Here is a 15,242-nt window from a genome sequence, read left to right on the forward strand (position 1 = left end):
AAAAGTAGCAGGTTCACACCTCTGCCTACGGCGCTTCAGAAATCGGGAGGTCTGCCTAGCAAAAACTTCTGAGAGGACACTGCGCTAACTTTCTAAAGAACGAGACAATCCTTCTATTTAACATCTCCGAAAGTTTTGCTTCAGCTATTAGAAATAACTAAATTGGCGACCAAAACAAACACTTCGGTTCTTCGCGTCTGTCTCATGATGTACTTTTACATTCAGCTGCTATCCTTCCAAGAGTTTGTTAGGGTAATAAAAACAATTTCAAATGAATACTAAATGTTCAGACATCAAGGCAAAACCCGAACATTAAAACATAATTTACGAATTGCTACAATTCTATCATTTGTAGCCGGAACTGTAAATGTTACAGGCTTTTTATTCTTTGGGCAGTTAACTACAAATGTCACTGGGCATTTCGCCTTGTTCATTAACGACCTCGCTAATTTCAATTTCTGGAAAGGAACTAAATATTTCATCTATATCCTCTCATTTTTAACTGGTTCATTTATGTCTAGTTTCCTAATTGAAAGGTTTAGAGAAAATAAAAAAATGAACGTATTTGTGTTACCAACCATAATAGAATGCTTCATTTTATTTAGCATAGCACTACTAAGTAATCTCATTGAAATAAAATTTCCAGACATAATAGTTTGCCTTCTTCTTTTTGCAATGGGACTTCAAAACTCTTTTGTAACTAAGATTTCAAATGCAGTAGTAAGAACAACGCACTTAACTGGACTTTTTACTGACCTAGGTATCGAACTTTCTCAGTTATTCTTTCCGTCCTCGCATCCAAACACAAAAAAGCTAAAAGCAACTATAAAGCTCAGGATTTATATCATTCTCTCCTTTTTCACTGGTGGTTTAATCGGCGGATATTTTTATTCAGAAGTCCAATTACAACTGAATACATTAATCATCGGAGGTATCACTTTAGTCATAAGCCTATTTTACGATGATATCAGGTATTCATTGATCAAAACAAAAAGAAAATACCAGCAAAAGAATACGATGCAAAACAACGTCAATTAATGGAAACCAGTTGTGCCTTGAAAAATAGAAGGTTCACACCTCTCCCACTGGGTTTCAGAAATCGGGAGATCTGCCTAGCAAAAACTTCTGAGAGGACGCTATGCTAACTTTCAGAAGAACTTGTCTACGACGGGGTCTTTTCAAAAGCCCCCGTCGACATGTAACCTACCCAGGCTGGGTCTTGGCTTCTCTAAAAAGTGACGTGGGCGTAAAAAAAACGACCACGTCGTATATTTCGCCCATCGTTCTCCGTAGAGTTTTTCCCTCTGCGGAGTTATTAAAAAAACAGTTAATTCCCTGATTGACCCCTTGAAGAGCAGCAAGTTCACACTCCTTCCCCCAGGGTTTTGCAAATCGGGAGGTTATTCAATTCATCGATGTTCCCTTCCAACAAAATAAATTACTTTTCACTCCCAAAAATTTGCAAAGCTTGGCTTTTTGGGCATATCTTAAGCCCGCAACCAAAAATCTAATACATAAAATGAATTTCAAAAAACTCATCAGCTTTGCAACGCTCGCCCTAGCGGCCATGGCTTGCGATGTAGCTCAAGAAAAACCAACCGAATATTCCTCGCCTATGGAAATGCCTACGTACAATGGAAAAGATCTGGGGGTCCATTATACCCCAAAAGCTACAACTTTCAAGGTTTGGTCGCCAGTAGCTGAAGCAGCTCGGGTCATTTTCTATGACAAAGATTTGAAAAGCACCGCCGTCAGCGAATCTAAGATGAAGCATGGAGAAAATGGGGTTTGGGTATTGGTAGAAGAAGGTGACCTTGAGGGAAAATATTATACGTTCCAGCTAAAAGTAAATGGGGAGTGGTTAAAAGAAACGCCCGGTATTTATGCCAAAGCAGTAGGTTGCAACGGTATGAGAGGGCAAGTTATCGATTTTGAAAAAACGAACCCTGAAGGCTGGGAAACAGACAAAAAACCTGAGTTGAAGTCTTCGCAAGATATCGTGATCTACGAATTGCATGTGCGGGATATGACCATTCACCCTTCGTCGGGCAGCAGCTATCCGGGCAAATTCTTGGGCTTGGCAGAAACGGGAACAAGATCGCCCGAAGGGGAAAAAACGGGAATCGATCACTTGAAAGAGCTGGGCGTTACCCACGTTCACCTTTTGCCTTCTTTCGACTACCGCTCGGTAGATGAAAGCCGCTTGGACGAGCCGCAATTTAACTGGGGCTACGATCCGCAAAACTACAATGTGCCCGAAGGCTCCTATTCCACCAACCCGCACGACGGGACTACACGTGTGAAGGAGTTTAAGCAGATGGTAAAAGCACTCCACGACAATGGCATAAGGGTGATTATGGACGTGGTGTACAACCATACCTTCGACACCGAAAACTCGAACTTCAACAACGAAGTCCCCAAGTATTACTACCGCTTGCGAGAAGATGGAAGTTATTCGGATGCTTCGGCATGTGGCAATGAAACTGCCTCGGAGCTGCCGATGATGCGGAAATACATGATAGAATCAGTGCTTCACTGGGTGAACGAATACCATGTAGACGGTTTCCGGTTTGACCTAATGGGCATCCACGATGTGGAGACCATGAACCAGATCGCCGCAGCGGTCAAAAAAGTTGACCCGACCATTTTTGTGTACGGGGAAGGCTGGACGGCTTCGGACAGTCCTCTGCCTATAGACCAGCGAGGAGTTAAAGCAAATGTACCCAAACTGGTTGGCGTAGCGGCATTTTCCGATGAGATTCGCGATGGGATAAAAGGTTCATGGTCTGGACACAAAGAAAAAGGTTTTGCCTCGGGCAAAGAAGGCCTGGCGGAAAGCATCAAGTTTGGGGTAGTAGCTGCAACTAAGCACGACCAAATAGACTACCAGAAGGTGAACTATACGGATGTGCCTTGGGCAAACGAACCTTCCCAAACGATCAACTACGTTTCTTGCCACGATAACCATACCCTGCTCGATAAGCTAAAAGAGGCTAACGAAGAAGCTTCGATGGAGGAGTTAATTGCCATGCACAAATTGTCAAATGCCATTGTGCTCACTACGCAGGGCGTTTCCTTTTTGCATGCTGGCGTGGATATGCTTCGTACAAAAAGCGGGGTGGAAAATTCGTACAACAGCCCCGATTCTATCAACCAGATTTTGTGGAACTGGAAAGCTGAAAACCGAGAGGTATTTGACTACTACCAAGGGCTGATAGCGGTAAGAAAAGCGCATCCGGCATTCAGGATGCCGACCACGGAAATGATCCAGCAACACCTGAGGTTTATAGAAACTGGCGATGAGCTTTTGGTCAATTATGCAATAGAAGGCAACGCAAATGGGGACAGCGCAGCTAAAATTGTAGTTTTCTACAACGGCAGCGCAGAGGACAAACAAATTGAAATACCTGAGGGGAAATGGAAGGTCTTGATCAACGGTCAGTCTGCAAGCTCTGAAGGAGTTGGTGAACTAAATGGAGGAAAAAACAGGATGAAGAAACGCTCTGTTTTGGTATTGGCTCGAGACTGATAAAGCAAAGCCCTACTCAATAGTTATTTCACTGAGTGGGGCTTTTACTTTTATGCTTTGAAGAAATTGGTAAGCTAATCATAAACTCTGTCCCTTTCTCAACTTCACTTTTCACTACTATTTTCCCCCCATGCTCATCAATAATCCCTTTCACAATAGACAACCCTAAACCTGTCCCTCTGCCAACGTCTTTGGTGGTAAAAAATGGGTCAAATATTTTTTTCATCACCTCTTCAGGCATCCCACACCCGGTATCTCTTATCCGAACAACTAGGTTGTCTTCTTCTTTCAAAATGGAAATGCTGATTTGCCCTTTTCCTTCAATAGACTGCACTGCATTTACCAATATGTTCATGAAAACTTGGTTCAGCTTTCCAGGCATACTTTCTATCATAGGCACTTTTCCATAGTTTTTTACCAAACCTATCCTGTCTTTGGTTAGGTGAGCAATGAGAGCAAGTGCAGAATCAATATTTTCGGCGAGATCGACTTCTTTGTAACCGCCTTCATCCAGTCTTGAGAACAACCGTAGACCTTTCACTATTTCAGCAGCTCTATCAGCCCCAATGGAAATATTGTGCGATATCCTATTCGTGATCTCAACAATCTTGTCAATCTTAAGCTCTTCCTTTTTCTTTTTCAACTTTTCCATCTCTTCTGCAAACCCCTCTTCTTTAAGTGCATCATAATCGGCCATTATATCCAATATCTTTACTACAGCACTTTGCAACCCCGTAATCCCCGATTTTATAAAGTTAATTGGATTGTTTATCTCATGAGCTATTCCCGCTGTGAGCAACCCTAAAGATGCCATTTTCTCAGATTGGACCAACGTACTTTGAGTTTTTTTAAGTTCTTCTAATGTCTTTCCCAGGTTCTCATATTGAGTAGAAAGTTCTTCTTGCTGACTTTCAAGCTCCTCTTGCTGGCTTTGTAGTTCCTCGTTTTGAGCCACCACCTCTTTTGTCCTAACCATCACTTCATACTCTAATGCTTTTTTGGCTCTTTTTATCTGAATAAAGCGATAGCGGATGATGGCAAACGTTATGAACAACAGAGCAAGGGAAAGTAATATCCAAAACCAAAAAGTCTCCCAATAAGTAGGCTTCCGTATGACTAGGATCGACACACCTTCTTCGTTCCAAACCCCGTCATTGTTTGATGCTTTCACCCTAAACGTATACTCTCCTGGAGGAAGATTAGTGTAAGTTGCATCCCTTCGCTGACCTACATAGTTCCATTGTTTATCAAAGTTTTCAAGTTTATAAGCAAACTGATTTTTTTCGGGACGGATAAAGTTAATTGCGGTAAAGCTAAATGTAATGACAGATTGCAGCCTATCGAGCTCTATCTTATCTGCATAAGAGATATCAACATTTAATGGGGATCCTTCTTCATTAATAGCTACCTCTTTGTTGAAAAGCTTTAGACTGGTTAGGTACACTTTAGGAGGTACTGTATTTACACTAATACTATCGGGGTGAAACATATTAAACCCGTTTACTCCGCCCGCAAGAATATGCCCTGTTTGAGAACTACAATGGATACTAAACTGGGCAAACTGGTTACTCTGCAAACCATCCGAAATATCGTAGTTCTGGATTACTGCATCGCTCAAAGGAGCATCAGGAGGTAACACCAGCTTTGAAATCCCATTATTAGTGGTGATCCACAGATCATGGTTATGGTCTTCCACCATGGCAAAGATCAAGTCACTTGCCAATCCGTTCGATTTTGTCAGTTCTTCAAATATCTTTTTCTCCCTATCCATTTTATAAAGCCCACCTTTTGTACAAACCCAAAAACGATTAAAACTATCTTCATACATATAGCTGATATAATCATTCTGCAAGCTGAGGCTATCATCCAAATCGGCTACGAAGCGCTCAAAACTCTGGTCGCCCCTATTGAACCTATTCAGCCCTCTATCAGAGCCAATCCACAATTCCCCATTTTTATCTTCATAGATTGCTTCCAGTACATTCGAGCTTAAAGAAGCTGAATCGGATGGGTCAGAACAGAATCGGCTAAATTCTTTTGTTTGGGGATCGAGACACTCGAGTCCATTTTTATGTGAGATAAACCATATTTTATGGAACCTGTCTTCCAAACCATGGATCAGGTTATAACTAGCATCTGCATCTACAGTGTTAGGTTTAGGGTAATAGACATCTACTGTTTTTAAATCCGGATGAATATAATTAGCCCCTCCCCTCCAAGTTGCCGCCCATATCCCCCCTTTGTGATCTTCAAATAAAGAAACTACTTTATTACTGCTAAGAGAGGGAACCCCATCTTCCTCTTTGAAATAAAACTTTTGGGTTTTAGTGTCTAAATAACCCAGCCCACCACCATCAGTTGCCACCCAATAATTCCCCTTTTGGTCTTCAATAAACGAATGTACTATATTATGAGACAAACTATACTTATCATAACCAACATGTTTATAATGCTTAAACTTATCGTAATCACTCACAAGCACATTAATCCCCCCATACCAAGTTCCTACCCAAAGTATACCCTGCGAGGATACCAAAAGGCGAAGAGCTGTATGGCTTGACAGCCCCTCAATATTGTCCACATTACTTTTTACATATTTGAAATTAAACACATTCTGGCTTGCCTGCTCAGGCGGTAGTATATTCAATCCATTTCCTGTCCCAACAACTATCATCCCTTGATATTCCCTCACTTGATGGACACTCCTAGTGTTTAGCCCTACTCCTTGCTCATCAAGAAGTGGGACATTAAAAAATGCATCTTGCTCCTTATTAAAATAGATTATCCCATCATCCATTTTTACGAACCACATATTTCCCAATGAATCTTCAAATCCAGCATGGATTATGATTCCAGTAACCAAGTCACTATTTTTTTTACCACGTCCAAAAGGAACGAGAACATCTTCTTGTACATCATATTCATACACGCCATCGCTAGTACATAGTAAAAGATGCCCATTTGGCAATTCACTAATCTCCGATACTACAAATGACTTATGGCTTATTTCATTAAGCTTGATGATGTATTCCGAACTGATATCGAACAGAGAAAACCCATTGTCACCTCCTATCCAAAGCCTACCTCTATTATTCGGATCTAACAAAAGGCAGTTGATACGAAAGCCCAAAAGGCTATTGGGATCCTGAGGATCATGAACATAATTGGAAAACTTGCCCGTTTTTTTGTCCAAACGGCTAAGCCCAATGTTTGTGCCTATCCACAAGTTTGAATTTTCATCTTCAAGAAGAACATTAATTTTTTTGCCCATAATGGAGGTTGAGTCCTTCTCTATTGGCAAATACGACTGGACAGTATATCCATCATATTTATTGAGCCCATACTCTGTACCTACCCATATGTACCCTTCTTTGTCCTCATATAAAGACGTTATGTTCATGCTGCTAAGCCCTGCATCAGCATCGAGTTTCTTGAACCTCGGATTTTTTAAAAGTGTGGTCGACTGACAAAAACCTTGTTCTATTCCTGCAAATAGACAGCAACAGATAATTATCCAATATAGTTTTTCATTTCTTTTAAACATGCGTATTTGTTGTTATATCACGCAGGTCACCCATGCTGATTGGTAACAGGCAAGATAATAATAAATCAATTCTTGTACATTTCATTTGTAAACTTCTTTACCTGTAAAAGCTGTATTTTAAATGCTTTTACAGGATAGCTCCAAATCAGACCGACTAATTTTACATTGTTACTTTACAAGATAATACATTCCCCTAAGCCTTGCGAATTCCCAAGGGCTTTGCCTTCCTCCCGATTTTCTTTCTACTTCCACCCTTGTATTGATGAACACATCTACTATCCTTTGCGGCTTTTTAAGCTGATTGATAAACTCACCTGTATAAAGCCCATTTCGCCCAGTACCATTGGAGGCAGTAGAGCCAGGGGAAGTGGCAAAAGCGATGAGCGTCCCGCTTGGCGGGGCCACATCAGCCAAGCCAGTTTCCCCACTGCGTGACCAAGAGCGGAATGGATTGTTCCTACAAGCATCCAACACTATCATATTCAGCCTTTTGGCATTGCTTGTTTCCATTATCCGTTGAATTTTGGATACGCTCACACATTCAAAATCTACATCGTTTTTATTCTGGATATTCACCCCTGTGGGCATTTAGTTAATTATGTAGTTACTTTCAGAAAAAACCGATCACCAAAAGCTATATAAGAGTCAATTTTGATAGAAATTGCCAAACTATGCCAATTGGTTTTACATTTGTAGCGAATAAACTGATCGAACATTGAAAAACCTTGCCCAAAGTATCAACCTCATGCTAAATCCCTGGGTATTGCCCAGCCTCTGCCTTTTACTGATTTTCACTAGCTACCCCAGTATTTTCCCTTTTAGCGAAACGTACCTACTCATGATGCTAGGAGTAATTTTCACCTTCAGTGCCCTGCTGCCCATCATCAGTATCTTTACCCTTTACACCAGCCGGATCATAAAAAACTATCGGTTAGAAATAGGCACGGACAGAATGATTGCTATGCTTATCACCACGGTTTATTATGCCATTCTCACTTTTTTGGTGATAGATAAAATTGGTGCCATGTTGCTTATAAGCGCCATAGTGATTGCCTTTGCACTTGCAACAGCGTTCGTTACCATGCTTGCCCCTTTTTACAGCGCATGCCCTAGCAGCACAAGCGCCGGTGCCGTTTTGGGTACTTTGTTCGCTGTCAACTTACTCTTTGAAGAATACAACCTTTTGCTCCCAATTGCTGTCGGTATTTTAATGACAGGAAGTTTGATTTCGATCCGGCTCTATCTCAACCAACAAACCCTCAACGAAACAGTAGTGGGCTTCTCCATTGGTTTTTTTACCTGCCTGTTCACGGTATTTTACTTTGGGTAATAGAGAATATTTAAATCTCCCGTCTCTTTTAAATCAGCAAATAGAAAAATTAGATTTTATGAAACTACACTCATTTTTTTTACTTGTAATCATTTCAGTAGCCGGAATAATGATGCTACAAGCCTGTGGCGACAAATTCCAAGAACCTATCTTTCCCAATACCCTTACAGCCGATATCAACGAACTTACTTGGGTGGGCGACAGCAGTTTCACCTCGGCAGTGGTAAGTGAAAATAACGGGTTTGTAAATATTCTTATTTCAAGTGTGAATGGCTCCAACGAAGGAATTTACCTTGCTATTTCTTCAAGGCCAGAAGATGTATCGGGCACGCACCAAGTTACCAGCCAAGCCAACGGTACGTTCATTGCTTACAGCAAGCCTGGCTCTACCCCTGGGCTGGAAAGCCATAATTCCTTCAACTGTACCAGCACAAATGGCACCATCATCATTACTGAGTTCGACTCAAAAAACAAAGTGATCACAGGAGAGTTTACTGGAAACGTATGTAACCAAACTGGAGAACAGCTGAAAATAGCAAACGGCTTTTTCTATCGACTAGCTTATTAGCACGGGAAAAGAGTCTAAGCCGACAGCTGACTTGGGGACAATTCAAACGGAAGCTTGAAATCAATGTTAAGACACAATAATTTTATTGTGGACTGATGCTTGCACCAACATTATTTCTCAATACGTCGAAAGGTCTTTTTCTAGCTTCCAGCTTCTAATTTCTCTTAAGCTTAGGTTGCAAGTAAAATCATTACGAATCAAAATAAGTAACACAAATAGACCTCAATCCAGACAAACGTTTCTTATGATCATCTATAACCTGAGTCCAGAGCTACCCTCAAAAAACTTTGCCGTAGATTTCCATCTTCGTGCTGCCCAAAAAGCAGAAGAGTTTGAAAAGAGCAAGCAAGAACTCCTTGCCGAAGCTACTCCCAAACTCCGAGAGCTACTTGAGCTATCCGAGGGATTTGAAGTAAAAATAGTGGCATCGGAAAAAGCCCTCCTGAGCAGGTTAGACGAAATATTTAAAAATGGACTGGTAAAACTGGAAAACCCTCGGCACAACTGGAGAAATAACTCCCCATACATTTCCAATACAACAAAAGCTATTTACATAGAGCAAACCAATTTGCAGACCGGCTTTCACTTGCCTGTAAGTGAGCTTGAAGCCATGAAGATCGACCATCCCCATTCGCTCTTTTTGGTAAACGCCACGCATTCCCTTCCCTTTGCCGAGCCTTGCGCTGATTATGCCGATCTTCTGTTCTTTCGGCTTGACCTAGGTTTTGGAATGACTGGAAAAGCTATTTTGTGCATTATGAACCAAGAAATAGCAAAGCTTTTGGGTTCGATGGATGATGACCTTGCCAGCGAAGAGGATATTTTTTTGACTGGGAAAATCAGCGAGGACTACGTAATGAGGGGAGCAAAAGCTCTGAAAGGGGATATTAAGTACAAATCTGTGCTTATGTACCAACTGTTTAGCAGCAAGCCTGAGTTTACTCCTCTTGTAGGAGACAAGAAATATCGTTCGGATATGGTGATAGGCGCAACAGTGCCTGCCTCCATGGAAATAAACAAACTGCTCGAGTCAATTGGAATTCAGATAGCTTATAGCGAAATTGATGAAGACTTACATAAAATACTCATTGCCAACTCGCCCAATTATTCTAAAGAAGTATTTGAAAAATTAGTAGACTTTTTTGATGACCAGACTTCCTATTTCTTAGAAAATCATTAGCTTGGTTTTATCCAAGAAATAGACTTTACGGAAATATATTTTTTTTGTAACCTAAAAAACAAAAACACGTTCAAACCTGAAATGGCAAAAATATTGCTACATTATTTCTCAAAAAATAGTATATTTATTTTGAATTTCATAAGACTTACATAAAGCCTTATTTTTTAAACCAAGCACTTGGCACGACAAAGCCAAGGTTATTGAGAGTCAACTATTATTACTCCCTATCATTCAAACTTCATTTGATTTAAGTACCTAGTTTTGAAAAGCTAAATCCATAAGCTTACTTTACATCAATTATTTTGAGTTTAGAACACTTAGACCCAAATACCTTATATACAGTATATGCGTAACCTAACAACATCATTCCTCCTCATCGTGCTGATGAGCAACTTAGCTATTGGGCAAAACACTTTATTGGATACCGAACCAGACAAGCATTATTATGATGCCCTTGAGCTGCTTGACAAAAAGAAATATGCCTCGGCGATGCACCGCTTTGAAGATTACCTACAAGCGGGCGACAACCAAGAAAAAAAGATCCATTCCGAATTTTATACCGGTCTTTGCGCGCTGAAGCTCGGCAACCCTAATTTCGAGGAAATCTTGATGGATTTTATTAAGAAGAACCCTGCCCACCCGAAAAGAAAAAGTGCCTACTTCTTGCTTGGCGGCTATTATTTCAACGAAGCAGACTTTAAAAAATCCATTGAGCTTTATGAAAGCGCCAACATAGAAGCCATAGAAGACGATAAGGATGTAGAAGCCGCTTTTCATCTGGCCTATTCTTACTTAACCACTGGAAACAATCAGCGAGCACAGCAGCTTTTCAACCAAATAAAAGCTGGCGATCATAAATACTTGTTCCTTTCCAATTACTATGCTGGCTATCTTAACTACGAGGCGGGCAACTACGAAGCAGCGCTTTCTGACTTAGAGCTTGCCAGCAAAGACGTGAAGCTAAGAGAACAAACCTATGAGCTAATCCCTTCTATCCAATACAAGTTTTTCAAGTACGATGAAGTTTTGGCTTTTGTACAAAAGGTGGAAAACGAAGGCAGGCCGCTCCCACCTGCGCTAAACTTACTGGCAGGTGAGTGTTATTTCCGAAAGGGCGATTATACGAAGGCTGGAAAATATTTTGAACAATACCTTTCTACCAGTAAAAACCCTGAAGATAGGATAGTGAACTACCGAATAGGCTATGCTTACCTCAAGAACAGCCAACCTGCAAAAGCTGAAAGTTTCTTAAGTAAAGCCGCTGACGGACAAGATTCATTGGCGCAAGCCGCTGCATACCATGTAGGAATTACTCAAGTACAAATTGATAAAAAGCAGGATGCGCTATTGGCTTTTGAGGCTTGTAGGAAAATGGAATATGACAATATTCTTAGGGAGTTGGGAGCGTATTACTTTGTGAAAGTAAGTGCAGATGTAGGAGACTTTACCGCAGCAATCAACGGTGCCGATTATTATTTCAGCTTGTTTTCTAATGGAAGAAATGCGGAGGAGGTTTACCAAATCTCCAGCGAAGCTTACCTCAACACAGGCAACTATACCAAAGCACTAGCCAATATAGAGCGGATCAACAACAAGAATTATAGGGTCCAGTCAGCGTACCAGCAAATTGCTTTTAATAAGGCAGTGCAAGATTACAATGATGAGAACTATAGAGATGCAGTTGAATCGCTCAATAAATCGTTGACTTATCCAGTTGACCCTACTACGGCAGGAGCTGCTAACTTTTGGCTTGGTGAAATTTATTCTGTAGGAAATAAGTACGACAGTGCTTTGCTATTTTACGAGAAAATCTCGTTGAGCGCTCCTGAGTACAGGGAATCGCTTTATGGAAAAGCTTATGTATATTACAATAAGAAAGACTATGCATCTGCACTTCAGTTTTTCGACCAATACTTAAAAGCCAACCCAAGTCCCGACAAGCTCAACGATGCAGTGATCAGGCTAGCGGATTGCTATTATGTAGCTAAAAACTACAACGATGCACTTCGCAACTACGACTTTGCGCTGAATAACCAACCCGATGAACCTGATTATGTCTACTTCCAAAGAGGCTTGATTTTTAAAGCTCTCAACCAACTGAATAAGTCGGTAGGGAACTTTGATGCGGTGGTAACCCAGTTCAACGATTCAAGGTTTGCTGACCAATCGCTTTACCAAAAAGCTGAAATCTATTTCCAAAATGGAAGAAGAGACGAAGCCATTGCCATACAGACTAGGCTGATTGAGCAATTTCCTCAAAGCCCGCTCATTCCGTATACCTTGGCAAAAAGAGCCTTGGCCAGCAGCATGACGGGACAGTTTGACGTAGCAGTAAACGATTATAAAAAAATCATTGACGAACATATCACCATCCAATCTTTGGCGGAAACGGCTCTTGAGTCTTTACAAGAGATAAATGCGAAGGGGCATCCCGTATCGGAACTGGATGCGTACATAGCGAAGTTTGCAGCAACTTATGCGCAAAGCCCAGCTTTGGTAAAAAGTAATTTCCAAGCAGCACTCGTTCCTTTCAACTCAGACAATTTCCAATCAGCCATTCTTTCGCTCAGCAGTTTTATCAGCAGTAATCCTCAAACCACTTTTACCGATGAGGCCTACTACAAACTTGGATTTAGCTACGAAATGATTGGCGATGTGGAAAATGCTATCAAACATTACTTGCTAGCTGATGGAGACTTTAAAGAGCGTTCGATCAGGACTGCCGCTGACTTGGAACTGGAAAGAAAGAATTACACCGAATCAATTCAACACTTTTTGCAGCTAAAGGCAATTACTCGCAAGAAAAAATACCTAGAGCAAGCCACCATGAGCTTAATGAAAGCTTACTATGAAGTGAAAGACCTAGAAGCGGTGTCTATTTATGCCAATGAAATTCAGCAACAAAATATGACTCGCTACCTCAACGTAGCTGAGCTTTACAAAGGCAAGATCTTTTTGGACCAAGAGCAATACGGCATGGCCATCGCCCAGTTCCAAAAAACAATTGCGATGAAAGATGATAAGCACAGTGCCGAAGCTCAGTACCTGATAGGAAAAGCTAAGCGAGGTCAAGAGAAATACCAAGAGAGTATCAATGAGTTGATAAAGGTGAAAAAGGAACATGAGACCTATACCGATTGGATTTATGAAGCATTCTTGCTGCTTTCAGACAACTACGTAAGCCTTGACAATGCATTCCAAGCTAAGGCTACGCTCAACTCGATTATAGAATATGCCCAAGATCCTGCCGTGGTAGAACGGGCTAAGAAGCGCTTGGAGGAAATAGATTAAGCAAATGCATAATCTATTTTACGCAAAATCTCTTTATCCATTTGACATAAAGGAACTTAAGCCAAACAAGATACTAATCACATGAATAATATAACTAAAAAATTAGCCCTCTTCTCCTCTCTAAGTTTACTCACAATTGGAGCAGGCCTGGCACAAGACAACAAAGACTGGGGCGAGCCAAGCGGTTCGTTGGAAGATGCCCGCTTGCTTATAGAAAAAGAGACTGTGCTTGAGCTTCCCACTCGCTCTAGGTCTTATGGGAAAATGAATAAAATTGAGCGTGAGCAAAGTAACCAAGCCCAAGAATACAACCTCCAATTGATGGATATGTATTTGGGTAGCATCACACCAAAAATAGAAGCTATGCAAGTAGCTCCCGAACCGCCCGAATATATTGAAGGAAATTACCTCAAAGCTGGTTTTGGCAACTATGTCTCTCCTTATTTTGAAGGCTTTATAGGTTCGGAAAGAAATAACCAATACGAGTACAATGCCCGAATCAAGCATTTTTCTTCTATGCAAGGACCTGTTGACAAAGAGAATTCTGCGATGTCGCTTAATAATATTGACCTCGATGGAAAGTATTTTCTTACCGATGGGCAAGTCAATGCTAGCTTGGGAATAGACAGAAGAATGGCGCATTTTTATGGTTACATCCCTACTCCGGGGCAGGAAATCAACAGCGATGATATCAAACAAATCTATAGTATAGTAAAAGCAGGAGCTGGGTACGAAAGCACGAGCGTCACTTCTACCCTTGACTGGGGCGCAGGCTTCAACTTCTACCGCCTAACCGATAATTTCAATGCATCGGAAAACAACCTTGACCTTCACGCCAATGGTAGTTACGAGCTAAGCGACGAGTCGGAAGTATATGCTAACCTCAACCTTATTTTGGGTAGCCGAACGGATACGGAAAAAACCAACCGAAACCTTTACAAGTTTGGCGGCGGGTATCATTTCACCACCAATGGCTTTCAGATAAAAGCCGGGGCAAAGGTTGCCTATGCAGCCGATACCATGCTGATGAATGGAAGCCAATTTAGAATTTACCCCGATGTACATGCATCCTACAACCTTATTGACAGGAAGCTTACCGCTTTTGCCAAGCTTTCGGGTGACCTAGAGCAGATCACACTCAGAAGCTTAATTGATGAGAATATTTTCATTGGCCAGGATGTAACGCTGACCAACCAAGATACCAAACTAGCCTTTGAAGGCGGAATAAGCTCGCATCTTACGGGCAACTTGGGTATTAGCGCAAAAGTGGGGTATGCAAATGTGAAGAACCTCCCCTTCTTCCTCAACCAGCAATTCAACCAACAGCAGTTTGATGTAGTCTATGACGAACAATCTATCAACATCCTTTCTGTCAATGCAGATGTTTCGGTAGAAATACAAAAATTTAGGGGTATGTTTAGTACTGGTTTTTATAACTATGGCACGCCAAATCTAGAAGAAGCTTGGCACAGACCAAACGTGGTAAACAGGCTTTCAGGCTCTTATCAACTAGACGATAAGCTCTACGCCAACTTAGAGTTTTTTCATATGGGAGGCATCAAAGCCAAAGATTTTACTACCGATACAACAGTTGACTTAGATAATATTTTTGACTTCAACTTACGGGTCGATTATGTATTCTATGATAAATTCTCTGGTTTTTTAGCCGTGAATAATGTGCTTTCTAAAAATTATGAAAGATATTTGCATTATAAGTCAAAAGGAATCAATGCATTAATAGGTGTGACTTACTCTTTTTCTTTCCTTGACTTTTAAAAAATCACGCAAACAGCTCAATAC

General features: G+C 41.1%; 9 protein-coding genes. 7 read left to right on the forward strand and 2 right to left on the reverse strand.

What is annotated here, in order from left to right; all coding sequences use genetic code 11:
- Nucleotides 1-282 precede the first annotated feature (282 nt).
- Nucleotides 283-1,038, forward strand: coding sequence for a YoaK family protein (locus R9C00_15880; GenBank protein WPO33182.1), 756 nt, complete (start codon nucleotides 283-285; stop codon nucleotides 1,036-1,038).
- Between the two features lie 481 nt (nucleotides 1,039-1,519).
- Nucleotides 1,520-3,529: a type I pullulanase gene (gene pulA, locus R9C00_15885; protein WPO33183.1), complete on the forward strand. Its 2,010-nt coding sequence runs from the start codon at nucleotides 1,520-1,522 to the stop codon at nucleotides 3,527-3,529.
- 28 nt (nucleotides 3,530-3,557) lie between these two features.
- On the opposite strand, the gene R9C00_15890 is transcribed toward pulA, so the two are convergent.
- Together R9C00_15890 and R9C00_15895 are read right to left on the reverse strand one after the other, a co-directional pair.
- A complete protein-coding gene (locus R9C00_15890) occupies nucleotides 3,558-7,073 on the reverse strand; it encodes a two-component regulator propeller domain-containing protein (protein WPO33184.1) in 3,516 nt (1,171 codons plus the stop codon).
- A gap of 168 nt (nucleotides 7,074-7,241) precedes the next feature.
- The gene (locus tag R9C00_15895) at nucleotides 7,242-7,661 is read right to left on the reverse strand and encodes a caspase family protein (GenBank protein ID WPO33185.1); all 420 of its coding nucleotides are present in this window, start codon (nucleotides 7,659-7,661) and stop codon (nucleotides 7,242-7,244) included.
- Nucleotides 7,662-7,818: 157 nt separating this feature from the next.
- Between R9C00_15895 and R9C00_15900 the strand changes: the two genes are divergently transcribed.
- From R9C00_15900 to R9C00_15920, 5 genes are all read left to right on the forward strand, one after another.
- Nucleotides 7,819-8,403, forward strand: coding sequence for a hypothetical protein (locus R9C00_15900; GenBank protein WPO33186.1), 585 nt, complete (start codon nucleotides 7,819-7,821; stop codon nucleotides 8,401-8,403).
- 58 nt (nucleotides 8,404-8,461) lie between these two features.
- A complete protein-coding gene (locus R9C00_15905; protein WPO33187.1) occupies nucleotides 8,462-8,971 on the forward strand; it encodes a hypothetical protein in 510 nt (169 codons plus the stop codon).
- A 244-nt stretch (nucleotides 8,972-9,215) separates the two neighbouring features.
- The gene (locus R9C00_15910; protein WPO33188.1) at nucleotides 9,216-10,151 is read left to right on the forward strand and encodes a hypothetical protein; all 936 of its coding nucleotides are present in this window, start codon (nucleotides 9,216-9,218) and stop codon (nucleotides 10,149-10,151) included.
- A 345-nt stretch (nucleotides 10,152-10,496) separates the two neighbouring features.
- Nucleotides 10,497-13,442 (forward strand): tetratricopeptide repeat protein, encoded by a 2,946-nt coding sequence (locus R9C00_15915; GenBank protein ID WPO33189.1) that lies wholly within the window; start codon nucleotides 10,497-10,499, stop codon nucleotides 13,440-13,442.
- Nucleotides 13,443-13,523: 81 nt separating this feature from the next.
- Nucleotides 13,524-15,218, forward strand: coding sequence for a hypothetical protein (locus R9C00_15920; GenBank protein WPO33190.1), 1,695 nt, complete (start codon nucleotides 13,524-13,526; stop codon nucleotides 15,216-15,218).
- Nucleotides 15,219-15,242: the final 24 nt, after the last annotated feature.

The sequence above is a fragment of the Flammeovirgaceae bacterium SG7u.111 genome (genome assembly GCA_034044135.1).
In the GTDB taxonomy this organism is placed as follows: domain Bacteria; phylum Bacteroidota; class Bacteroidia; order Cytophagales; family Flammeovirgaceae.